At 63.3% G+C, this 20,541-nt stretch carries 19 protein-coding genes and 1 riboswitch; of the genes, 14 read left to right on the top strand and 5 right to left on the bottom strand.

Features of this window, described 5'->3' with window-relative positions:
• Positions 1 to 5: 5 nt before the first annotated feature.
• From AC0ZT5_RS13525 to AC0ZT5_RS13550, 6 genes are all read left to right on the top strand, one after another.
• A complete protein-coding gene (locus tag AC0ZT5_RS13525) occupies positions 6 to 830 on the top strand; it encodes an ABC transporter permease (RefSeq protein WP_488496834.1) in 825 nt (274 codons plus the stop codon).
• Positions 830 to 2,485, top strand: a complete 1,656-nt coding sequence (locus tag AC0ZT5_RS13530) for an ABC transporter ATP-binding protein (RefSeq protein ID WP_488496835.1) — start codon at positions 830 to 832, stop codon at positions 2,483 to 2,485. Before AC0ZT5_RS13525 ends, AC0ZT5_RS13530 begins: the two co-directional genes overlap by 1 nt.
• Before the next feature lie 208 nt (positions 2,486 to 2,693).
• Positions 2,694 to 3,533 carry an alkaline phosphatase family protein gene (locus tag AC0ZT5_RS13535; protein WP_488496836.1) on the top strand — a complete coding sequence of 280 codons (840 nt, stop codon included), beginning with the start codon at positions 2,694 to 2,696 and terminating at the stop codon, positions 3,531 to 3,533.
• Positions 3,534 to 3,662: 129 nt separating this feature from the next.
• Entirely contained in the window at positions 3,663 to 4,229 is a 567-nt protein-coding gene (locus tag AC0ZT5_RS13540) for a sigma-70 family RNA polymerase sigma factor (RefSeq protein WP_488496837.1), read from the top strand.
• Positions 4,226 to 4,894 carry an anti-sigma factor gene (locus AC0ZT5_RS13545; RefSeq protein WP_488496838.1) on the top strand — a complete coding sequence of 223 codons (669 nt, stop codon included), beginning with the start codon at positions 4,226 to 4,228 and terminating at the stop codon, positions 4,892 to 4,894. The genes AC0ZT5_RS13540 and AC0ZT5_RS13545 overlap by 4 nt, the downstream gene beginning before the upstream one ends.
• Entirely contained in the window at positions 4,884 to 6,323 is a 1,440-nt protein-coding gene (locus AC0ZT5_RS13550; RefSeq protein ID WP_488496839.1) for a S8 family serine peptidase, read from the top strand. Before AC0ZT5_RS13545 ends, AC0ZT5_RS13550 begins: the two co-directional genes overlap by 11 nt.
• Here the strand turns inward: AC0ZT5_RS13550 and AC0ZT5_RS13555 are convergent.
• Together AC0ZT5_RS13555 and AC0ZT5_RS13560 are read right to left on the bottom strand one after the other, a co-directional pair.
• Positions 6,295 to 6,825, bottom strand: coding sequence for a hypothetical protein (locus tag AC0ZT5_RS13555; RefSeq protein ID WP_488496840.1), 531 nt, complete (start codon positions 6,823 to 6,825; stop codon positions 6,295 to 6,297). The genes AC0ZT5_RS13550 and AC0ZT5_RS13555 overlap by 29 nt on opposite strands.
• A gap of 23 nt (positions 6,826 to 6,848) precedes the next feature.
• Positions 6,849 to 7,667, bottom strand: a complete 819-nt coding sequence (locus AC0ZT5_RS13560) for a class I SAM-dependent methyltransferase (RefSeq protein WP_488496841.1) — start codon at positions 7,665 to 7,667, stop codon at positions 6,849 to 6,851.
• Between the two features lie 78 nt (positions 7,668 to 7,745).
• Here AC0ZT5_RS13560 and AC0ZT5_RS13565 point away from each other — a divergent pair, with 78 nt between their 5' ends.
• On the top strand, positions 7,746 to 8,654 hold the full coding sequence (locus tag AC0ZT5_RS13565) for a LysR family transcriptional regulator (protein ID WP_488496842.1): 909 nt from the start codon (positions 7,746 to 7,748) through the stop codon (positions 8,652 to 8,654).
• Positions 8,655 to 8,686: 32 nt separating this feature from the next.
• Here AC0ZT5_RS13565 and AC0ZT5_RS13570 read toward each other — a convergent pair whose 3' ends face one another.
• Positions 8,687 to 9,718: a LacI family DNA-binding transcriptional regulator gene (locus tag AC0ZT5_RS13570; RefSeq protein WP_488496843.1), complete on the bottom strand. Its 1,032-nt coding sequence runs from the start codon at positions 9,716 to 9,718 to the stop codon at positions 8,687 to 8,689.
• A gap of 363 nt (positions 9,719 to 10,081) precedes the next feature.
• Between AC0ZT5_RS13570 and AC0ZT5_RS13575 the strand changes: the two genes are divergently transcribed.
• From AC0ZT5_RS13575 to AC0ZT5_RS13595, 5 genes are all read left to right on the top strand, one after another.
• Complete coding sequence (locus tag AC0ZT5_RS13575; RefSeq protein WP_477281506.1) at positions 10,082 to 11,437, top strand: ABC transporter substrate-binding protein; 1,356 nt, start codon at positions 10,082 to 10,084, stop codon at positions 11,435 to 11,437.
• A 255-nt stretch (positions 11,438 to 11,692) separates the two neighbouring features.
• Positions 11,693 to 12,706: a carbohydrate ABC transporter permease gene (locus AC0ZT5_RS13580; RefSeq protein ID WP_095083068.1), complete on the top strand. Its 1,014-nt coding sequence runs from the start codon at positions 11,693 to 11,695 to the stop codon at positions 12,704 to 12,706.
• Between the two features lies 1 nt (position 12,707).
• Positions 12,708 to 13,862 carry a carbohydrate ABC transporter permease gene (locus AC0ZT5_RS13585; protein ID WP_488496844.1) on the top strand — a complete coding sequence of 385 codons (1,155 nt, stop codon included), beginning with the start codon at positions 12,708 to 12,710 and terminating at the stop codon, positions 13,860 to 13,862.
• Positions 13,863 to 13,866: 4 nt separating this feature from the next.
• A complete protein-coding gene (gene bglA, locus AC0ZT5_RS13590; protein ID WP_488496845.1) occupies positions 13,867 to 15,531 on the top strand; it encodes a beta-galactosidase BglA in 1,665 nt (554 codons plus the stop codon).
• A gap of 41 nt (positions 15,532 to 15,572) precedes the next feature.
• Positions 15,573 to 16,685, top strand: a complete 1,113-nt coding sequence (locus tag AC0ZT5_RS13595; protein ID WP_488496846.1) for an ABC transporter ATP-binding protein — start codon at positions 15,573 to 15,575, stop codon at positions 16,683 to 16,685.
• A 75-nt stretch (positions 16,686 to 16,760) separates the two neighbouring features.
• Here the strand turns inward: AC0ZT5_RS13595 and AC0ZT5_RS13600 are convergent, their stop codons facing one another.
• Positions 16,761 to 17,000, bottom strand: coding sequence for a DUF680 domain-containing protein (locus tag AC0ZT5_RS13600; RefSeq protein ID WP_488496847.1), 240 nt, complete (start codon positions 16,998 to 17,000; stop codon positions 16,761 to 16,763).
• Between the two features lie 68 nt (positions 17,001 to 17,068).
• The gene (locus tag AC0ZT5_RS13605; protein ID WP_095083078.1) at positions 17,069 to 17,269 is read right to left on the bottom strand and encodes a DUF680 domain-containing protein; all 201 of its coding nucleotides are present in this window, start codon (positions 17,267 to 17,269) and stop codon (positions 17,069 to 17,071) included.
• 511 nt (positions 17,270 to 17,780) lie between these two features.
• Positions 17,781 to 17,982: riboswitch (cobalamin riboswitch) on the top strand.
• 114 nt (positions 17,983 to 18,096) lie between these two features.
• Between AC0ZT5_RS13605 and AC0ZT5_RS13610 the strand changes: the two genes are divergently transcribed.
• Positions 18,097 to 19,344 (top strand): aromatic ring-hydroxylating oxygenase subunit alpha, encoded by a 1,248-nt coding sequence (locus AC0ZT5_RS13610; protein WP_488496848.1) that lies wholly within the window; start codon positions 18,097 to 18,099, stop codon positions 19,342 to 19,344.
• A gap of 80 nt (positions 19,345 to 19,424) precedes the next feature.
• The gene (locus AC0ZT5_RS13615; RefSeq protein ID WP_488496880.1) at positions 19,425 to 20,525 is read left to right on the top strand and encodes an FAD-binding oxidoreductase; all 1,101 of its coding nucleotides are present in this window, start codon (positions 19,425 to 19,427) and stop codon (positions 20,523 to 20,525) included.
• The last annotated feature ends 16 nt before the right edge of the window (positions 20,526 to 20,541 follow it).

Genomic DNA, 20,541 nt, shown 5'->3' on the forward strand with positions numbered 1-20,541 from the left:
CGGATATGCTCGATATCAAACGCATCCCCATCCCCGCGCTGATCGGCATCGTGCTGACGGCACTGTTCGTGCTGGCGGCGCTCTTCGCACCGTGGATCGCGCCGCACGGCAATGGCGAAATCGTCGGCGACGTCTGGGAACCTATGTCGGCGACGCACTGGCTGGGCACCGACAATCTCGGCCGCGATCTCCTGTCGCGCATGATCTACGGCGCCCGCATCACGCTCTTCATCGCCGTGCTTGCCACGGCGCTGTCATTCTCGCTCGGCGCCATCCTCGGTTTCTCCGCGGCGGTGTTCGGCGGCTGGTTCGACACGCTTTTGTCGCGCCTCGTCGATCTCCTGATGTCGATCCCGACGCTGATCATGGCCCTTGTCGTGCTCTCCGTGCTGCCGACCAATCTGGTGACGCTGATCCTGGTGATGGGCGTTCTGGACTCGACCCGCGTCTATCGCCTGTCACGGGCTGTGGCCGTCGACATCAACGTCATGGACTATGTCGAGGCGGCCAAGCTGCGCGGCGAAGGCGAGGTCTGGATCATTTTCCGCGAGATCCTTCCCAATGCGCTTTCGCCGCTGGTTTCGGAACTCGGCCTGCGCTTCATCTATGCCGTGCTGTTCCTGTCGACACTGTCGTTCCTCGGCCTTGGCGTCCAGCCGCCGGATGCGGACTGGGGCGGCATGGTCAAAGAAAACAAGGACGGCATCGTCTTCGGCATCGCAGCCGCGCTCATCCCGGCGGCGGCAATCGCCATGCTGGCGATTTCCGTCAACCTGGTTGCCGACTGGGTGCTCAACCGGACGACCAGCCTGAAGGGAGGACGCGGGTGATGGCTGACAGCAAAGCGAACTCTGGCCTTCTGCTCGACATCCGCAATCTGCGCATCGAGGCCACTGTCTTCCCGCCAGGCGAGCCGCCGAAGAACATCGTGCTGGTGCACGATGTCTCGCTGACTTTGCAGAAGGGCAAGGTGCTTGGCCTGATCGGCGAATCCGGCGCCGGCAAGTCGACCATCGGCCTCTCGTCCATGGGCTATGGCCGCGGTGGTGTGCGCATCACCGGCGGCGAGGTGATCCTCAACGGCCGCGATATCCTCAAGGGCGGCAAGGACGGCTTCCGCAAGCTGCGCGGCCGTGAGGTCTGCTACGTCGCGCAATCGGCGGCCGCCGCCTTCAACCCGGCGCACAAGCTGATGGACCAGGTGGTGGAAGCCACCCTCCTGCACGGCACGGCGACACGCGCCGAGGCGGAGAAGCGCGCCGTTGCGCTGTTCAAGAAGCTCAGCCTGCCCAACCCCGAAACTATCGGCGAGCGCTTTCCGCACCAGGTCTCGGGTGGCCAGTTGCAGCGCGTGATGACGGCAATGGCGCTTTGCTCCGAGCCGGACCTGATCGTCTTCGACGAGCCGACCACGGCGCTCGACGTGACGACGCAGATCGACGTGCTGGCGGCGATCAAGGACGCCATCCGCGACACCCATGTCGCCGCGCTCTACATCACCCACGACCTTGCCGTCGTCGCCCAGGTCTCGGACGAGATCATGGTGCTGCGGCATGGCCGGCTGGTCGAATGGGGCGGCACGCGCCAGATCATCAAGGAGCCGCGCCAGGAATACACCAACGCGCTGGTGTCGGTGCATGAGATCGAGCACGCCGAGCAGAAGCCCGGCTCGACGCCGTTCCTGTCGGTTAAGAACGTCACCGCCGCCTATGGCCGCAGCCACATCAAGGTGCTGAAGAACGTCTCGGTCGACATCTATCCGGGCCAGACGCTGGCCGTGGTCGGCGAATCCGGCTCCGGCAAGTCGACGCTGGCGCGCGCCATCACCGGCCTCTTGCCGCCCGAGGAAGGAACCGTCACCTTCGACGGGCGCCCGCTGGCAAACCGGCTGGCCGACCGGCCGAAAGAGGATCTGCGCCAGTTGCAGATGATCTACCAGATGGCCGACGTGGCGATGAACCCGCGCCAGACCGTCGGCACCATCATCGGCCGGCCGCTGGAATTCTATTTCGGCATACGCGGCCGCGAGCGCGACAAACGCGTCGCCGAACTGCTCGACAAGATCGAGATGGGCAAGGGCTTTTCCGACCGCTACCCGGCCGAGCTTTCCGGCGGCCAGAAGCAGCGCGTCTGCATCGCCCGTTCGCTCGCCGCCAAGCCGAAGCTGATCATCTGCGACGAGGTGACCTCGGCGCTCGATCCACTGGTGGCGCACGGCATCCTGAAGCTGCTGCTCGAGCTACAGAAGGAGGAGAACGTCGCCTATCTGTTCATCACCCATGACCTCGCCACGGTGAAGTCGATCGCCGATTCGATCGCGGTGATGTATCGCGGCGAAGTGGTGCGCTACGGGCCGAAGAGCAAGGTGCTGAGTCCACCCTTCGACGACTATACCGACCTTCTGCTGTCGTCGGTCCCCGAGATGGAGATCGGCTGGCTGGAAAAGGCGATCAAGGGACGGCGCATGGCCAGCGCGGGGAACTAGGGCGATTCCAGAAAAGTGTGAAACGGTTTTCCGTCCGGAATGCGTCAGAGCAGCGATGGACCCGACCCGTTGGTCCAGGCACGGCTGCCGTCATCCGCATGCAACACTAGTCTAGCCTATCCTGCCTATTGGTTCATAAACGGAACGCCGTGTGCCCCAGCGGTGCACGGCGTTCTGATTTCAACTGGTCAATCGCAGGGAGCCGCCCGTGGCGCTCAAGACAAAACTTTTGCTGATCATCCTCGATGGCGTCCCCTACAGGAACTGGCGCCGGCTGATGGGCAATCTCGAGGGCTGGGTGCAATCGGGCGAGGCAAGCGTCTGGAAGATGCGCTCGGTGCTGCCGTCGACCTCCGCCTGCTGCTACGCCTCGATCCACACCGGGGTTTCGCCGCAGGTGCATGGCATCCTGTCCAACGAGAACCGGTTCCGCGTCGAACAACCCGACATCTTCTCCGAAGTCAGCAAGGCCGGTGGCAGGACGGGTGCGGTGACCCATTCCTATTGGTCGGAATTCTTCCGTGCCTATCCCTTTGACCTGGTCGAGGACATGGAATTCGACGAGCCGGGCGGGCCGATCACGCATGGCCGATTCCACACCATGACCGGCTACAATCTTCGCAACCAGATGACGCCGAGCGACGTCGATTTGTTCGCGACGCTGACCATGCTGACCAGGCGCCACGGCATCGACTACGGCATCCTGCACACCTGCACGCTGGACTCGATGGGCCACCGCTTCGGCCACGACTGCCACGAGATGGATCATGCCGTCTATGCGATGGACGGCATGCTGGCGGCCTTCCTGCCGCGCTGGATCGAGGCTGGCTACGAGGTGATGGTCACCGCCGACCACGGCCAGACCGATCGCGGCCATCATGGCGGCCATGACGACGAGATGCAGGATTTCGCGCTGTATTATTTCGGGCCCGGCAGGGGACCGCAGGCCGACATGCTGCTCGACCAGCTGCAACTGGCGCCGACCATCTTGAGCCGCCTCGGCGTGCCGGTGCCGGCGACAATGAAAGCGAAGTCGTTTTTGAGTTGAGTGGGCGCCTTCCCTCCTCTGGCAACCGCCCCACTCTTCGGTTAGCCTCCGCGAATTCCTTGGCGGAGGATGAACCTTTTTGGACCGATCAGCGACAGAGCAGACAGGAGCCAGGCGGCTCGACCGGCCATGACGGCAGCGACGGAGACCGATCGCGCTCTTGTCGACCGGGTCGCGAAGGGCGACCGTGCCGCCGTGCGGCTCCTGTTCATGCGTCACCACGCGCGGGTCTACCGCTTCGTGGCGCGCCAGACGGGATCGGAAATGATGGCAGACGACATCGCGAACGAGGTGTTCCTCGAACTGTGGCGGCAGGCGCCAGGCTTCGAAGGACGCTCCGAAGTTTCGACATGGCTGCTCGGCATCGCCCGGTTCAAGGCGCTGTCTTCGCTGCGCAAGAAAAGGGAAGACTGGATCGACGACGAGGCTGCAGCCGCAGTGCCCGACAGCGCCGACACGCCGGAAGTCGTCACCATGAAGGAAGACAAGGCTGCCGCCTTGCGACGCTTCGTCGACGACTTGCCGGAAGAGCATCGCACGGTGATCGACCTTGCCTATTATCATGGACAGTCGGTGGGCGAGATCGGCGAGGTGCTCGGCATTCCGGTCGCTACCGTCAAGACCCGGATGTTCTACGCCCGCAAGAAACTCGGCGAGGCCCTCAAGGCCGCCGGTTACGACAGGGGGTGGCCATGAGCGCCGCTGAAAAGATGTCGCGCCGCGACGAAATGGAAACGCTGCTGCCGTTCTATCTGAACGGCTCGCTGGAAGGCTCCGACCTGGAAGCCGTCGAGGAATGGCTGGCCAGCGATCCCGCGGCGCTGGCCGCCCTTGGCGAGGCCGAGGCCGAATTTTCCGGCACGACGGCCGCCAACGAAGCGATCCGCCCGCCGGCCGATGCGCTGAGCCGCTTCGCCAAGGCGCTCGACGCCGAGGCCGGACCTGCGCGCGCGCCGGCAAGCGCGTCCTGGCTGGCGCAGGCCTGGGGCCGCTTCATGGCGGTGCCGGTCGGTGTTGCCTGGGCGGCGGCCGCGGTCCTGCTGGCGCTGATCATGGTCCAGTCGTTTGTTCAGCCCGGCGGCAAGGGCAGGGATTTCGAGATTGCCGGGGCGGAAGGCGATCTGGCGAAAATGCCGTTCGCCCTGGTCAAGTTCAAGCCGGATGCAAGGATGTCGGATATTTCAGGCTTTCTGGGCAACAACGGGCTGAAGATCATCGGCGGACCGACCGCCGATGGCGTGTTCCGGCTTGGCATTCCCGCCGCCAAGGCGGCCGACTACACCAAGCAGCTCGGCCTTATTGCCGCCCAGCCCTTCACCGAGACTGTGATCGAGGGAAGGAAACCGGTTGATGGCGGCTGAGGCGGCGGTCATTCGATTTGCAATCCTGGCGGCGGCGATGACAATCGCCGCCGTGCCTGCGTCGGCGCAGACCAACGCCCCCAATCCCGACCCGGCGAAAATCGACTGCAGCGACGCGAGCAATGCGGCAAGCGCCGACTGCGCCAAGGATGGCCGCGACACAAAGAATGGGTCGGGCGCGGCGCAGCCCGGCGCTGTCTTCCTGCCGGCCCTGATCGTCGACCTGTTCCCCAATCCTGTTGCGCCCCCGGCACCGCTGCCGACGCCACGGCCGGACCCTGCGACGCCGCCTGCCAACAACCAGGCCGGCCCGCCGCCTGGCGGCCCCATCGTTTCGCCGACCGATCTCATCGCCGTTCAGCCGCCGCGCGCAGTGGCCGGCGATTTCGTGCCCGACGAGGTGCTGGTGACCGTCGACGGCGATGCCGGCGCGGTGCAGCAGATCGCCGCGTCCTTCGGCCTCCAGGTGCGCTCGCAGCGCCAGTCGCGGCTGCTTGGCACCACGCTGGTGCGGTTCGGCATTCCCGATGGCCGCCCCGTCGGTGTCGTGCTGGCGCAATTGGCCGCAGACGGCCGCACCCAGCGGCGCGAACCCAACCATGTCTATTCGCTGCAGCAGGCCGCCGGCATCGTCAATTATGCCTTCGAGCGCATCGCGCTCGATTCCAAACAGGCGAGCGGCGAAAACGTCCGCATCGCGGTGATCGACACCGGCATCGACGACAGCAATCCGGCGCTCTCAGGCGTTATCGCCGGGCAGTTCGACGCCATGCCCGACGTGCCTATCGAAAAACGCGATCACGGCACTTCGGTCGACGGGCTGATCGCCGGCGTCGGCGCGCTCGAGGGCATGGCGCCCGGCGCCAGGATCTATCACGCCCGCGCCTTCGAGGGCGGCAAGTCGACCATGGACGTCATCCTGTCGGCGCTCGACTGGGCGGCGAGCCAGGACGTTCGCATCATCAACATGAGCTTCGTCGGGCCGAAGAACGACCTGCTCGGCGTCGCCTGCCGCAATGCGCGGGCGCTCGGCATCGTGCTGGTCGCCGCCGCCGGCAACAACGGGCCGAAGGCGCCCTATGGCTACCCGGCGGCCTTCGACGGCGTCATCGCGGTGACCGCCACCGATGCGAAGGACGGGCTGATGCCGCAAGCCAATCGCGGCGCCTATGTGTTCATCTCGGCGCCTGGTGTCGACATGGTGGCGCCGAGCGGCGCCGGCTCGGACGTGGTCACCGGCACCTCGTTCGCGGCGGCGATCGTGACCGGAGCCATTGCCAATCTCATCCATGCCGCACCCGACCGCTCGGCCGACGGCATCGTGAAGGCGCTGGCGGCTACGGCCAGGGATCTCGGTCCCAAGGGGCGCGACAATGATTTCGGCTACGGCCTGCTCGACATCAAGGCCGCCGAGGCGGCGAAGGAGTAGTCCGCGACGGCTCAAGTCGCGGTTTGGGACGCGCCAGAAAATAGAATGCGGCGATGTGCGTGATCATCAGCAGCGGCACGTAGATGACCGGGATCGCGTAAGTGGCGCCCAATTCCCCCGCGCGAGCGGGAAGGTCGATCTGGACGGCATGGTAATAGTCGACGATGAGGTCGACTATCCCGACGAGATTGAAGGCGACGACGAACGCCCAGAACAGCTGAGGTATCCTCACCGTGAGCAGCGCCAGCATGGCCAGCACCCCGGTTGCGAAGTCGCCATAGGCGGCGAACACGGCGAAGCTGGCCGGCAGATCGGGGCTGACGACGCCCGGGACGAGGAAGACGAGCCCGAAGAAGCGGAAGCTGTGCAAGGTAGCAATAGCGCGTTGCGCCGCGACCCGGTCCATCGATCTCAGCCACGGCAGACCGTAGGCACTGAGGCAAAGCAGCCACGCGACATAGCCCAGAACGAGATGGGTTTGGAACAGGACTTCCGTGGACATTTGGTCTCCTCTCAACGATTGGTTCACGCAGCCTCAAACACCGCGGTCAGGACGCCGAGCCGGCCCTCCACGAGATTTCGTCCCAGGTTGCTCGCAAGCTCCGCGAAGTCAGGCCCCATCACCACGCCGAGATTTGGCGAAGGCGGCGGTCCCGAAACGCGGAGCTGTGCGAACCACGCCTTGGCAACCTCGGTGTCGTCTTGCCATGTCAGTATGCGGAAGCCGGCTGATTCGATCGCCTCGCGCGTCGCACCGATGGTCATGAGAAAGCTCGTCGCCGGCGTTCGCGCCCATGGGAGCGGGTAGTGTGGCTCGCCCGTGGCCGACACGAGGTCGAAGGTGGCAAACCTGCCGCCTGGCTTCAGCACGCGCCGAATCTCGCGATAGAGCTGCGCCCGGTCGGAGATGTTCATCGCCACATGCTGCAGCAGCACGATGTCGAAACGGCCATCATCGAATGGGAGCTCCAGTGCACTGGCGGTCTGGAACGACAGCTGTCCGCTCTGTCCCGTGCGGTCGGTCAGATAACGCGCGGCATCCACGAAAGGCTCGCTGATATCCACGCCAGTGACCCGGCAACCATAGGTCGCGGCCAGAAAACGCGCCGGCCCGCCGATGCCCGAGCCGACGTCCAGTACTGACATGCCGGCAGCGATCCCCGTCAATTGGGCAAGCTCGAAGGTGGCGGCAAGCCCACGGGTGTGAAATTGGTCAAGGGCGCCCAATTGCTGGGGCGTGAGAAGCTGATCACCCGGGCCAAGGGCAGCCAGCACCGTCTTCAGCCGCTCAGTCAGGCCGGTCGCGCGATAGTGGTCGCGCACCCCATCAAATTCATCGGTCATTGCAAGATGTCTCCTAGCTTCACCTCCTACCTAAGCCCGCTTCCATAATTCGACTATCCGCTGTAATCACAACAACCCATGAAGCAGAACTACACAGTCCGACACGGTGCGCTGGAGGGCGTCGAGGCGTTTCTGGCTGTCGCCAGGCACCGCAACTTCCGCCGCGCCGCAGCCGAACTCGGCGTGACACCGTCCGCCGTGAGCCAGGCGGTGCGCGCGCTGGAAGCGCGTATGGGCACGGCGCTGTTCGTGCGCACGACGCGCAGCGTCGGCTTGACCGAGCCTGGCCAGCGCTTCCTCGACCGTGCCGGCCCTGCCTTCCAGGAGCTCGTTGCGGCCGGCGAGGCCGTGCGCCACGCCAGCCAGCGGCCGACCGGGCTGCTGCGCCTGTCCGTACCCCGCGCCGTCGTGCCGTTGATCCTGGAGCCGATGATCGCGTCGTTCTGCCGAGCCTATCCCGAGATCGAGCTGGAGATAGCCGCGAGCGACGAGATGGTCGATCTGGCGACCGGCGGGTTCGATGCCGGCATCCGCCTTGGCCAGTTCATCGCGGTCGACATGGTGGCGGTACGGCTCACGCCGCCGTTCGCGTTCGTGGTCGTCGGCAGCCCTGACTATCTCGAGCGCCACGGCCGCCCCGAGCGTGTCGACGACTTGCGCCACCACGCCTGCTTGCGCTTGCGCCGTTCGAACGGCGCCATCGCGCCCTGGTCCTTCGTCGACGGCAACGAGGCGATCGAGGCGATGGTCTCAGGCCCGTTGATTGCGCACGACTATCCGACGTTGCTCGGTGCCGCCATGCAGGGCGTCGGGTTGGCGCAGACGCCTCGACCTGTCGCTGAAGGTGCGATCGCCGAAGGAAAACTCGAGCCGGTGCTGGACGGAGTTGCCGGCTCGACGCCGGGCGTCTTCCTCTATCATCCCGGCAGGCGCCAGGTCCTGCCGAAGCTGCGCGCCTTCATCGATCACCTCAAATCCGCGGCCTGAACAACAGCCGGCCAACCATCGTTCGGAGTTGTTCAGTCCCCTAAGGCAGGCGCGCCGGCGACCGAACCCCTGACCACAAGGTCGACGGGCCAGACCTCGCCACGAGCGCCCTCTTCCAGCCCTGAAATCCGTGCTGCCAGCCGCTCGGCGACACGCGCGCCGGCCAGACGGATCGACGAGCGCGTCGTCGACAGCGGCACTGAAAAATTCTCCGGCCTGAGCCAAGGGAAAACGTCGTCATGGGCGATCAGCGACATGTCGCCTGGAATGGTCAGGCCGAGATCGCGCACCGCGCGCACGACGCCCAGCGCCATGATCAGGCTGGAGCAGACAATCGCCGTCGGCGCATCGCCCGCCTCCAGCAAGCGCCTGGTGGCGCGATAGCCGTTCTCCTCGGTCATGACCACCGAGCAGACATAGCGTTCGCCCAATGCCAGCCCGCTCGCCGCCAGCGCCCGGCGAACGCCGCGCTCGCGATGGATGGCAAAGGTCTCGCGGTCGTCACCGTTGATCAGGGCCAGCCGCCGGTGGCCGAGCTGGATCAGCAGCCGCGACGCCTCGTGAAAGGCGCCTTCATTGTCGATGTCGGTGAAGGGATAGTCGAAATCGAAGCCTTCGCTGCGGCCATGGACGATGAAGGGAATGCCGAGCGTGTTGACCAGCGCCACGCGGCGGTCGGCGGGTCTCGGCGAGGAGATATAGACGGCGTCGACCTGCCGGTTGGCGACGATACGCCGGTAGGTCGTTTCCTGGTCGTCGGCGTCGGCCGGCGACAGCACCAGGTCCAATTCATGCGAGCGGGCATAGTCGCCGAGGCCGGACAGGAACTCGACGAAATGCGGATCGATGTCGACGGACGCACCGGTCGGCAGGACATAGCCGATCATGCCGGTCTTGCCGGTCGCCAGCCGGCGTGCGCTGGGGTTGGGACGATAGCCGTGGCGCTTGGCGGCGTCCATCACCCGCCGGCGCGTCTCTTCGTTGACCTCGGGATAGCCGTTCAAGGCACGACTTACCGTGGTCTGCGAAAGCGCCAGCATATGGGCGAGCTGCTTGAGGTTCACAGGAGGCCTCCGCGCCTCAAAGCGCTTTTAATTCGATTGGATCCGAGCGCCACGTGGGACGCAGCGATATGAAGACAAGCATAGGCGCGCTTTGGGTGAGTTTGAAACAAAAATTTGCTGCTGCACCGCCATAAATACATGCTGCAGCGCACTTTTTACGCGTCGAAAGCCCAAAATTAAATCGATTAGCCGCCCACCCTCTTGACTTCCGAGGGATTCAATGGCGAGATCAAAAAAGCCAAAGCGCTTTGGAAGACTCTTCGAAAGGTTGCGGTTCCTTTCTGACTGAGTCACAGTCCTGCGGCGTCGGCGGGCGGAATGGAGGTTCCGTCCGGTGTTTGTGGCCCACTGGGAGGAATACCGATGAAGAAAATGCTTTTGCTGGGTGCTGCGTTTGCCACGCTCGCCCTGAACGCGCCCGCGCATGCCGAACTGAAGTTCAAGCCGGGCGAGGATCCCCGCTTCAACTGGGCGAATTACGAAGAGCTCAAGAAAGTCGATCTCAAGGGTGAGACGCTGTCGATCTTCGGACCGTGGCGCGGTGAGGACGAAGGCCTGGTGCGCGGCGTTCTCGACTATTTCTCGGAAGCCACCGGCGTCGAGATCAAATACTCCTCCTCGGAGAACTATGAACAGCAGATCGTCATCGACACGCAGGCCGGCAGCCCGCCCAACATCGCAGTGCTGCCGCAGCCCGGCCTGATCCAGGACCTGGCATCGAAGGGCCTGCTGACGCCGCTCGGCGACGACACCGCCAAATGGGTCAAGGACAATTACGGCGCCGGCCAGTCATGGGTCGATCTCGGCACCTTCAAGGACAAGGACGGCAAGCCGGGCTTCTTCGCCTTCCCCTACAAGGCCGACGTGAAGTCGCTGGTCTGGTACTCGCCGGACAATTTCGAGGAAGCCGGCTACAAGGTACCGAAGACGCAGGAAGAACTCGCCGATCTCGAGAAGAAGATCATCGCCGATGGCGGCAAGCCGTGGTGCATCGGCCTCGGCTCCGGCGGCGCCACCGGCTGGCCGGCGACCGACTGGGTCGAAGACCTGATGCTGCGGACCCAGGCGCCTGACGTCTACGACAAATGGGTGAAGAACGAGATCCCGTTCAACGATCCCGCCGTGGTGAACGCCATCGACATCTTCGGCAAGATCGCGACCGACGACAAGATGGTCGACGGCGGCGCCAAGGCGGTTGCGGCGACCGATTTCCGCGACAGCCCGAAGGGCCTCTTCTCAGTGCCGCCGAAGTGCTACCTGCACCATCAGGCGTCGTTCATCCCGACCTTCTTCCCGGAAGGCACCAAGGTCGGCCAGGACGCGGACTTCTTCTACTTCCCGCCCTATGCCTCCAAGCCTGAACTGGGCACGCCCGTGCTCGGCGCCGGTACGCTGGCGATGATCACCAAGGACTCAAAGGCCGCGCGCGCCTTCATCGAATTCCTGAAGATGCCGCTCGCTCACGAGATCTGGATGGCCGAGGGCGGTTTCGTGACACCGTTCAAGGGCGTCAACAAGGCTGCCTATGCCAGCGACGCTTTGAGGAAGCAAGGCGAAATCCTCGCCAATGCCTCGACCTTCCGCTTCGACGGTTCCGACCTGATGCCCGGCAAGATCGGCGCCGGCGCCTTCTGGACCGGCATGATCGACCTGGTCGGCGGCAAGTCCGCGCAGGATGTCGCCACCGACATCCAGAAGAGTTGGGACGCGATCAAGTAGGCGGCTGTCAAGTAGCGGCCCGTCCGGCTCGGCGATCAAACGGCCGAGCCTGCCATTCTCGCACTGGATCCGGACCTGCCGGCCCGGATCCGACGGCGGCCCGTGCTGCAGCCTTTCGTCATGAGCGCATCGACATAAAGCGCGATCGGCATGCGAGCAGGTTTCCGCCGCCGAAGACGCTCCAACAACTGAATCGGCGCCTGGTCCCGTCACCAAGGTCATTCCTTGTCGGATCATGCGCAGGGAGAGGGACCCATGGCGGCTCAGATTTTCTCGGCCATATTCGTCATCATCGTCGGGGTCGGCGGTTGCGTCGCCTATTTCTGGGGCGCCAACAAGCTGGTCGACCTGATATTCCCGTCGCGCGGCGTCGCCGGCGCCGCTGCCATCGACAATCTGCGCCGGCAAGGGCTGGTCAGGCCGTGGCTGTTCGTCGGTCCGGCGATGATCATCCTGACCATCTACCTCATCTATCCGGTGGTCGAGACGCTGCGGTTGTCGTTCCTCGATCGCGGCGGCATAAACTTCGTCGGCCTCGCCAACTATGAATGGGCCTTCGGCGATCGCGAGTTCCGCAACTCGATCCTCAACAACATCGTCTGGCTGGCGGTGGTGCCGGCCGCCTGCACCTTCCTCGGGCTGATCATCGCCGTGCTCACCGACAAGATCTGGTGGGGCACGGTCGCCAAGAGCCTGATCTTCCTGCCTTTGGCGATCTCCTTCGTCGGCGCCAGCGTGATCTGGAAATTCATCTACGAGTACCGTGGCGAGGGCCAGACCCAGATCGGCCTGCTCAATGCCATCATCCAGCATTTCGGCGGCCAGCCGCAGGTCTGGATATCGTTGCCGTTCTGGAACAATTTCTTCCTGATGGTGATCCTGATCTGGATCCAGACCGGCTTTGCCATGGTCATCCTGTCTTCGGCCTTGCGCGGCATCCCGGAAGAGACGCTGGAAGCCGCCGTCATCGACGGCGCCAATCCGTTCCAGATATTCTGGAAGATCATGGTGCCGCAGATCTGGGGCACGATCGCCGTCGTCTGGACGACGATCACCATCCTGGTGCTCAAAGTGTTCGACATCGTGCTGACCATGACCAACGGCCAGTGGAACAGCCAGGTGCTGGCCAATCTGATGTTCGACTGGATGTTCCGTGGCGGCGGCGATTTCGGCCGCGGCGCCACCATCGCCATCATCATCATGATCGCGGTCATTCCGATCATGGTCTGGAACATCCGCCAGGCGAACAAAGAGACGGGAGGACATTGAGATGGCCGTTGCGACCGGAAATTCCTTCGCCAGCCGCTTCGGCGTCCATATTGCCGTCCTCATCTTCGTCGCCATCTGGACCATACCGACGCTCGGCATCCTGGTCTCGTCGCTGCGCGACAAGGACCAGATCATCGCCTCGGGCTGGTGGAATTCGTTCTCAAGTTCCACCCAGACGGAAGCCGGCCGGCTGCCGGCTGCCTCGATGCAAGTCGAAAAGGACGGCAAGTTCGTCCTTCAGGGCAACGTCTTCGGCAACAGCGCTGTCCGCAACATCAGCGCTTTCGGCGTCAAGTCGGCAGCACCGACGCAATACCCCGCCGGCACATCGGCCGATCTCGGCGACGGCGTCACCCTGCAGCTCAATGCCGACGGCAGTTTCATCATGCAGTCGCCCAAAGCCTTCGAAGGCGATCGCGGCCAGCGCATCTACTACGCTTCCTCGGCGCCGCCGAAATTCACCACCGACAACTACAAGACCGTGCTGTTTTCGGAAGGCATCGGACGGTCGTTCATGAACTCGCTGACCGTCACCATACCGGCGACCGTCATCCCGATCCTGATCGCCGCCTTTGCCGCCTACGCCCTAGCCTGGATGCGCTTTCCCGGCCGGGCGCTGCTGATCGCGGTCATCATCGGCCTGCTGGTGGTGCCGCTGCAGATGTCGCTGATCCCTCTGTTGAAGCTATACAACGGCGTCGGCGCTTTCTTCGGCATGCCGTCGAAAACCTATCTCGGCATCTGGCTGGCGCATACCGGCTTCGGCCTGCCCTTCGCCATCTACCTGCTGCGCAGCTACATTGCCGGCCTGCCACGCGAAATCATGGAATCGGCGCGTATCGACGGCGCCAGCGATTTCGAGATCTTCGTCAAGATCGTGCTGCCGCTGTCGTTCCCGGTGCTGGCCTCGTTTGCCATCTTCCAATTCCTGTGGGTATGGAACGATCTGCTGGTCGCGATGGTTTTCCTGGGTACGGAAGCAGACCAGATCGTGCTGACCGCCAAGCTCAATGCGCTGCTTGGCTCACGTGGCGGCGACTGGGAGATCCTGACGACATCGGCTTTCGTGACCATCATCGTGCCGCTGATCGTGTTCTTCTCGCTGCAGCGCTATTTTGTCCGCGGGCTGCTTGCCGGCTCGGTGAAAGGAGGCTGAGACCATGCAATCCGCTTTGAAGGCCAGTTCGAAGCCTGACCTCGCCGTCGATCGCGACTGGTGGCGAGGTGCGGTGATCTACCAGATCTATCCGCGCAGCTACCAGGACTCGAACGGCGACGGCATCGGCGACCTGAAGGGCATTATCGGCCGACTCCCCTACATCGCGGCTCTCGGCGCGGATGCCATCTGGATCTCGCCATTCTTCAAATCGCCGATGAAGGATTTCGGCTACGACGTCACCGATTACTGTGACGTCGATCCAATGTTCGGCACGCTGGCCGACTTCGACGCGCTGACCACCGAGGCACACAGGCTGGGCTTGAAGGTGATGATCGACGAGGTGCTGTCGCACACTGCCGACAACCACCCATGGTTCAAGGAAAGCCGGTCGAGCCGCACCAACCCGAAGGCGGACTGGTATGTCTGGGCGGACGCCAGGCCGGACGGCACGCCGCCCAACAACTGGCTGTCGATCTTCGGCGGCTCGGCGTGGCAATGGGACACCAGCCGTCAGCAATATTACCTGCACAACTTCCTGGCCGAGCAGCCCGATCTTAATTTCCACAACCACGAAGTCCAGGACGCGTTGCTCGACGTCACCCGCTTCTGGCTGGAGCGCGGCGTCGACGGCTTCCGCCTCGACACCATCAATTTCTACTTCCACAGCCAGGGCCTGGAAAACAATCCGCCGCTGCCGCCCGAGCAGCGCAACGACCAGACCGCACCCGCGGTCAATCCCTACAACTACCAGGACCATCTCTACGACAAGAGCCGTCCGGAAAACCTCGGCTTCCTCGAACGCTTCCGCGCCTTGCTCGATGAATATCCGGCTACCGCCGCAGTCGGCGAAGTCGGCGATTCGCAGCGTGGGCTGGAAGTGGTGGCGGCCTATACGGCCGGCGGCAAGCGCGTCCACATGTGCTACTCGTTCGACTTCCTGGCGCCGGAGAAAATCAGTGCAGCCAAGGTCCGCTCTGTGCTGGAATCGTTCGGCAAGGTTGCCAGCGACGGTTGGTCGTGCTGGGCCTTTTCCAACCATGACGTGATGCGCCCGGCCTCGCGCTGGGCGGCAGGCGAAACCGACCCGACCGCGTATCTCAAGGTCATCTCAGCGCTGCTGATGTCGCTGCGTGGCTCGGTCTGCATCTACCAGGGCGAGGAGCTTGGGCTCGGTGAGGCCGACCTCCGCTTCGAAGATTTGCAGGACCCCTACGGCATTCGCTTCTGGCCGGAATTCAAGGGCCGCGACGGCTGCCGCACACCGATGGTGTGGGACGGCAGTGCCAGGAATGGCGGCTTCTCCTCGGCCAAGCCATGGCTGCCGGTGCCGGCCAAGCACCTGTCGCAAGCGGTCAATGTCCAGCAGGGCGACGAGAGCTCGCTGCTTGAGCACTACCGGCGCTTTCTCACCTTCCGCCGCGCCCATCCGGCGCTGGCCAAGGGCGACATCACATTCATCGAAAGTGAGGGCGATACGGTCGCCTTCACACGCCGAGCGGGCAATGAGCAGGTCGTCTGCGTCTTCAATCTGGGAGCCAGGCCAACCAAGATTGACCTTGGCAACCGATCGCTGCACCCTTTGCCGGGACACGGATTTTCGGGGCAGGCGAGCAGTGGCTCCATACAGCTCGACGGCTACGGCGCCTGGTTCGGGCGCATCGACTGAATTTCAGATCACTTGAATTTCAAATCACTGGGAGGAAACCAATGGCCGATGTCACGCTAAGACAAGTGAAGAAGTCCTACGGCAATCTGAACATTCTCCACGGCATCGACCTCGATATCAAATCGGGCGAGTTCATCGTCTTTGTCGGCCCGTCGGGCTGCGGCAAGTCGACATTGCTGAGGTCGATCGCCGGGCTGGAGGAAATCACCTCCGGCGAACTCAAGATCGCCGGCGAGGTCGTCAACGACGTGCCGCCATCGAAGCGGGGCATCGCCATGGTGTTCCAGTCCTACGCGCTCTACCCGCACATGACCGTCTACGACAACATGGCGTTCTCGATGAAGATCGGCAAGGAGAACAAGGCCGAGATCGACCGCCGCGTGAAGCAGGCGGCGGAAATCCTGCAGTTGACCAAATATCTCGACCGCCTGCCCAAGGCGATGTCAGGTGGCCAGCGCCAGCGCGTCGCCATCGGCCGCGCCATCGTGCGCAATCCGAAAGTGTTCCTGTTCGACGAGCCGCTGTCGAACCTTGACGCGGCACTGCGGGTCGCCACCCGCATCGAGATCGCCAAGCTCAAGGAATCGATGCCCAACACGACCATGATCTACGTCACCCACGACCAGGTCGAGGCGATGACGCTGGCAGATCGCATCGTGGTGCTCAAGGAAGGTCATATCGAGCAGGTCGGCACGCCGATGGACCTCTACAAGAAGCCCGGCAACCTGTTCGTCGCCCAGTTCATCGGCTCGCCGGCCATGAACATTCTGCCGGCTACCATCGACAAGACCGGAAACCCGACCGTCGTCAGCCATGTCGGCGGGCGCAAGGCAAGCGTGCCGATCGCGACGCCGGCTTCGGCAAAGGGTGCTGCGGTGAGTTTCGGCGTGCGGCCGGAAGATCTGATCATCGCCAGCGGCACGGAGTATCTGTTCGAGGGGACGGTCGACTATGTCGAGCAACTCGGCGAGGTCCAGCTTGTCTATGTCGACATCGGCCGCGCCGACCTGCCCCTGGTGACCAAGCTGCCTGGCAATGTCGAGGTCAAACGCGGTGCGACGCTGCGGCTGAGCGCGGATGCGAACGACCTTCACGTCTTCGACGCGGACGGGCACTCCTTCTCGCTCCGTCAGCCGGAAGTAAAGGCGGCTTGAGACAGAACCAAGTCTCGACACGAAAAGAGCGGCGGGCCAGGCCCGCCGCTCTTTTTTGGAAATCAACTTCGGCTGTTAGCGATTGCCGAAGAGGTCGCGGTCGGCGCTCTGAGGGGCGGACTTCTCTACGTCACCCGACAAATTGAGCAGCTTGCCGACGAACCCACCGCTGTTGCGGATCGAGCCCGTCTGCGAGTTGTCAACCGAACCGACCGCAGGCTGGTTTGCGCCGTTCGAACCGTAGTTGTCGCTGGCGGCGAAAGCGCTGCCGGAGATCGCCAGGACGGCGGCAGCAGCAAGCATGATCTTCTTCATTTCAAGTCTCCTGAATTCTGGTTTTCGCCAGGACGGCGGCAGAGCCCGCCGCCCCTGGGAATCGGCTGTTAGTTGTTGCCGAAGAGGTTACGGTTGCTACCCTGGGCAGGCGTCTGAGCAGCCGGCTCCGACTTCTTGGTCGAAGCGGTGTACGAGCTGTCGACAGCAGCGGTGGCTGCCGGGGCATTCGAACCATAGTGGTCGCTGTTCGCGAAGGCGCTGCCGGAAATGGCCAGAAGGGCGGCGGCAGTGAGGATGATCTTTTTCATTTTTTGGTACTCCAGTATTTCTTATTTTTGCCGTCCGTCTAGCGGCGTGTCTTGGGAAGAAATCGCGTCGTTCGGACAGCCCCGATGTGGGAGAGCCATCCAGTCATTTCCAATCACGAAGTTGTTCCGCGTGGACCAAGAATCCACCACTTGAAATTGTGCCAGGGGTTTCCACACTCAATGTTTTTCTAGTTATATCAAATAGTTGTACAAAACAGGCACCCCGATCACCAACTGTGTCGGAGGCCCAGCGTTCACACGTCCTGCACGCACCGTCAACAGAAACGAACCGTTCGGTTCGATTTTAGAGGCTGCTAATAGTCACTTTTCGATACCGATAGCCTTCTTTGCTTCCCGACAAGCGGGCAGATTCGGCGATATTGCAGCCGGCTATGGTTGCCCAAGAGATAGGGCTTCCGCTCCGCGATCGCCGACCGGAACGTTTCTCAAACGTGTCGCGCCGCATGGATACGATGTCGTTTTCATGCCGATGGCGCGCCCGCGATCGTGATTAGATCATGCCATCTCAGGTGCCGCTTCGTGACGGCGAGGCGGAGAATTGGGAAGCCGGTCAGAATCCGGCGCTGCCCCCGCAACGGTGGTGGAGTTCAAGTCGCAACGGGAGACCACTGGGCAATCGCCTGGGAAGGTGTCGCGATGGTCCGCAAGGACAACTCCAGAGCCCGGAAACCAGCCCGAGATGTCTAGACTCGACTGATCGCGGTGGGCGGTCAAGAGGTGGATAGTGCATGTCCGGCGGATCGCCGGCCTGCGTCCAATCCTTCCTCCGTCACCACCAGTTCAGTCCTTAGAAACGAGGACAGGACATGGATGCTCGCAACGACATGCTGAGGCTCTTGAGTGGGCGCCGGCAAGGCTTTTCGCTGGAACAGCCCTTCTACACCGATCCAGATTATTTCAAGCTCGACATGGAGCTGATCTGGTATCGCGACTGGCTGTTCATCGGTCATGATTGCGAGTTGCCGAAGCCGGGCAGCTACATCACGGCGCAGATTGGCGACTATCCAGTCGTGCTTGTCCGCGACCAAAAGGGCAATATCAACGCCTTCCACAATTCCTGCCGCCATCGCGGCAGCCGCGTCTGCAATTCCGACAAGGGCACGGCGGCAAAGCTGGTCTGCCCCTATCACCAATGGACCTATGAGCTGGACGGAAGGCTGTTGTTTGCCAGGCAGATGGCCGACGGTTTCGACAAGAGCCAGTTCGGCTTGAAGCCAGTCGCCTGCGAAAGCGTCGGTGGCTACATTTTCATCTGCCTGGCCAAGGAGCCGGCGGATTTCGCACCGATGCGCGCGATGATCGAGCCCTACCTTTTGCCGCACCAGCTGCGCGAGGCCAAGGTGGCGTTCGAGTCGACCATTGTCGAGAAGGGCAACTGGAAGCTGGTCTGGGAAAACAACCGCGAGTGCTATCATTGCGCCGGCAATCATCCGGAGCTCTGCAAGACGTTTCCGGAGGCACCCACGGTGACCGGCGTGCAAGGCGCCGACAGCGACCCGGAAATGCTTGCGCACTGGGCGAAATGCGAAGCAGCCGGTCTGCCGAGCAAATTCCGCATCGACCCGGCCGGACAGTACCGCGCCACCCGCGCGCCGCTGCTGCGCGACGCCGTCAGCTACACGATGACGGGAAAGCGTGCAGTCAAGAAGAACCTGTCCGACAACGTCTCAACCGACCGCATCGGTTCCTTGCTGCTCTATCACTATCCGACGACCTGGAACCACATTCTGGGCGACCACGCCGTCACCTTCCGGGTGTTGCCGATCAGCGCCACGGAGACCGCGGTGACGACCAAATGGCTGGTTCACAAGGATGCGGTCGAGGGCGTCGATTACGATCTCGAAGAACTCACCCATGTCTGGACCGAGACCAACGATCAGGACCGCCGCATCGTCGAGGAAAACGCCTTCGGCATCCTGTCGCCCGCCTACGAGCCCGGCCCCTATTCGGAGCTGCATGAGGGCGGCGTCATCCAGTTCGTCGAGTGGTACGCGTCGTTCATAGGTCCGCGCCTTGCCGAAGGCGGCCGGCCGGCGCTGCGCAGCGTTGCCTAGTGCATGTCGCGCAAAAGTGCGCACCGGTTTTGAGACCTCGACAAGCACAGGGCAAGAGTGAGGACAAGAGGATGAATGCGATGACGGATCTCGGCCTCTATCGCCATCTCGACCAGATGACGCCCTGGAACGACAGGCTCCAGGTGCTGGAAGTGATCGGCGTCAGCGACGAAGCGCCTGATGTGAAGACCTTCACCTTCCGCTCCGACAACCAGACCTGGTTCCGCTACAAGCCGGGCCAGTTCGTGACGCTGGAACTGCCGACCGCCGAGGGACCGCTGATGCGCACCTATACGCTGTCGTCTTCGCCATCGCGGCCGTTCTCGATCGCAGTGACGATCAAGGCGCAAGCGGGCAGCATCGGCACACGCTGGATGTTCGACCATCTGACGCCCGGTTCGCACGTCAAGGCCTATGGGCCGACCGGCGACTTTTCGCTGCACAGCCACCCGGCGGCCAAGTACCTGTTCATTTCAGCCGGCTCTGGAGTGACGCCGATGATGTCGATGCTGCGCTGGCTGAACGACTGCGCGCCATGGACCGATGTCGGCTTCGTCAACTGCGCACGGCGCCCGGAAGAGATCATTTTCCGCAAGGAGCTCGAACTGCTCGGCAGCCGCATGCCGGGCCTGTCGCTCGGTTTCATGATCGAGGAGCGGTCCAGCCGCGAGGGCTGGTTCGGCCATATGGGCCGCATCGACGCGATCCGGCTGCCCTTGCTGGCGCCCGATTTCCGCGAGCGCGAAATCTTCTGCTGCGGCCCCGATCCCTTCATGCGCGCCGTGCGCGGCATGCTGGACGCCGCCGGCTTCGACATGACGAAATACCACCAGGAGAGCTTTGCCGCGCCTGTTGTGGAGGAGATCCCGGCACCGTTCACCTTGCCGGCGGAAGACGGCGCCGCGGTTGTCGTCGAAGCCGCGACGCCGATCCGGTTTTCGCTTTCGGATGTCGAGGCCGAATGCGTCGCCGGCCAGACCGTGCTGCAGACGGCCCGCGCCTCGGGCGTGCGGATTCCCGCCGCCTGCGAGTTCGGCCTTTGCGGAACCTGCAAGGTGAAGAAGATCGCGGGCGATGCCGAGATGAGCCACAATGGTGGCATCCTCGATCACGAAATCGACGACGGCTTTATCCTCGCCTGCTGCTCGAAGCCGCTTTCGGCGCTCGAAATCGAGGCGTGACCGGCGGGCGATGCCA

This window comes from Mesorhizobium sp. CNPSo 4670, from assembly GCF_057784235.1.

Coding starts and splice junctions, on each gene's coding strand:
- AC0ZT5_RS13525 (WP_488496834.1), top strand. CDS start 6: ATGCTCGATATCAAACGCATCCCCATCCCCGCGCTGATCGGCATCGTG.
- AC0ZT5_RS13530 (WP_488496835.1), top strand. CDS start 830: ATGGCTGACAGCAAAGCGAACTCTGGCCTTCTGCTCGACATCCGCAAT.
- AC0ZT5_RS13540 (WP_488496837.1), top strand. CDS start 3,663: ATGACGGCAGCGACGGAGACCGATCGCGCTCTTGTCGACCGGGTCGCG.
- AC0ZT5_RS13545 (WP_488496838.1), top strand. CDS start 4,226: ATGAGCGCCGCTGAAAAGATGTCGCGCCGCGACGAAATGGAAACGCTG.
- AC0ZT5_RS13550 (WP_488496839.1), top strand. CDS start 4,884: ATGGCGGCTGAGGCGGCGGTCATTCGATTTGCAATCCTGGCGGCGGCG.
- AC0ZT5_RS13555 (WP_488496840.1), bottom strand. CDS start 6,825: ATGTCCACGGAAGTCCTGTTCCAAACCCATCTCGTTCTGGGCTATGTC.
- AC0ZT5_RS13560 (WP_488496841.1), bottom strand. CDS start 7,667: ATGACCGATGAATTTGATGGGGTGCGCGACCACTATCGCGCGACCGGC.
- AC0ZT5_RS13565 (WP_488496842.1), top strand. CDS start 7,746: ATGAAGCAGAACTACACAGTCCGACACGGTGCGCTGGAGGGCGTCGAG.
- AC0ZT5_RS13575 (WP_477281506.1), top strand. CDS start 10,082: ATGAAGAAAATGCTTTTGCTGGGTGCTGCGTTTGCCACGCTCGCCCTG.
- AC0ZT5_RS13580 (WP_095083068.1), top strand. CDS start 11,693: ATGGCGGCTCAGATTTTCTCGGCCATATTCGTCATCATCGTCGGGGTC.
- AC0ZT5_RS13585 (WP_488496844.1), top strand. CDS start 12,708: ATGGCCGTTGCGACCGGAAATTCCTTCGCCAGCCGCTTCGGCGTCCAT.
- bglA (WP_488496845.1), top strand. CDS start 13,867: ATGCAATCCGCTTTGAAGGCCAGTTCGAAGCCTGACCTCGCCGTCGAT.
- AC0ZT5_RS13595 (WP_488496846.1), top strand. CDS start 15,573: ATGGCCGATGTCACGCTAAGACAAGTGAAGAAGTCCTACGGCAATCTG.
- AC0ZT5_RS13600 (WP_488496847.1), bottom strand. CDS start 17,000: ATGAAGAAGATCATGCTTGCTGCTGCCGCCGTCCTGGCGATCTCCGGC.
- AC0ZT5_RS13605 (WP_095083078.1), bottom strand. CDS start 17,269: ATGAAAAAGATCATCCTCACTGCCGCCGCCCTTCTGGCCATTTCCGGC.
- AC0ZT5_RS13610 (WP_488496848.1), top strand. CDS start 18,097: ATGGATGCTCGCAACGACATGCTGAGGCTCTTGAGTGGGCGCCGGCAA.
- AC0ZT5_RS13615 (WP_488496880.1), top strand. CDS start 19,425: ATGACGGATCTCGGCCTCTATCGCCATCTCGACCAGATGACGCCCTGG.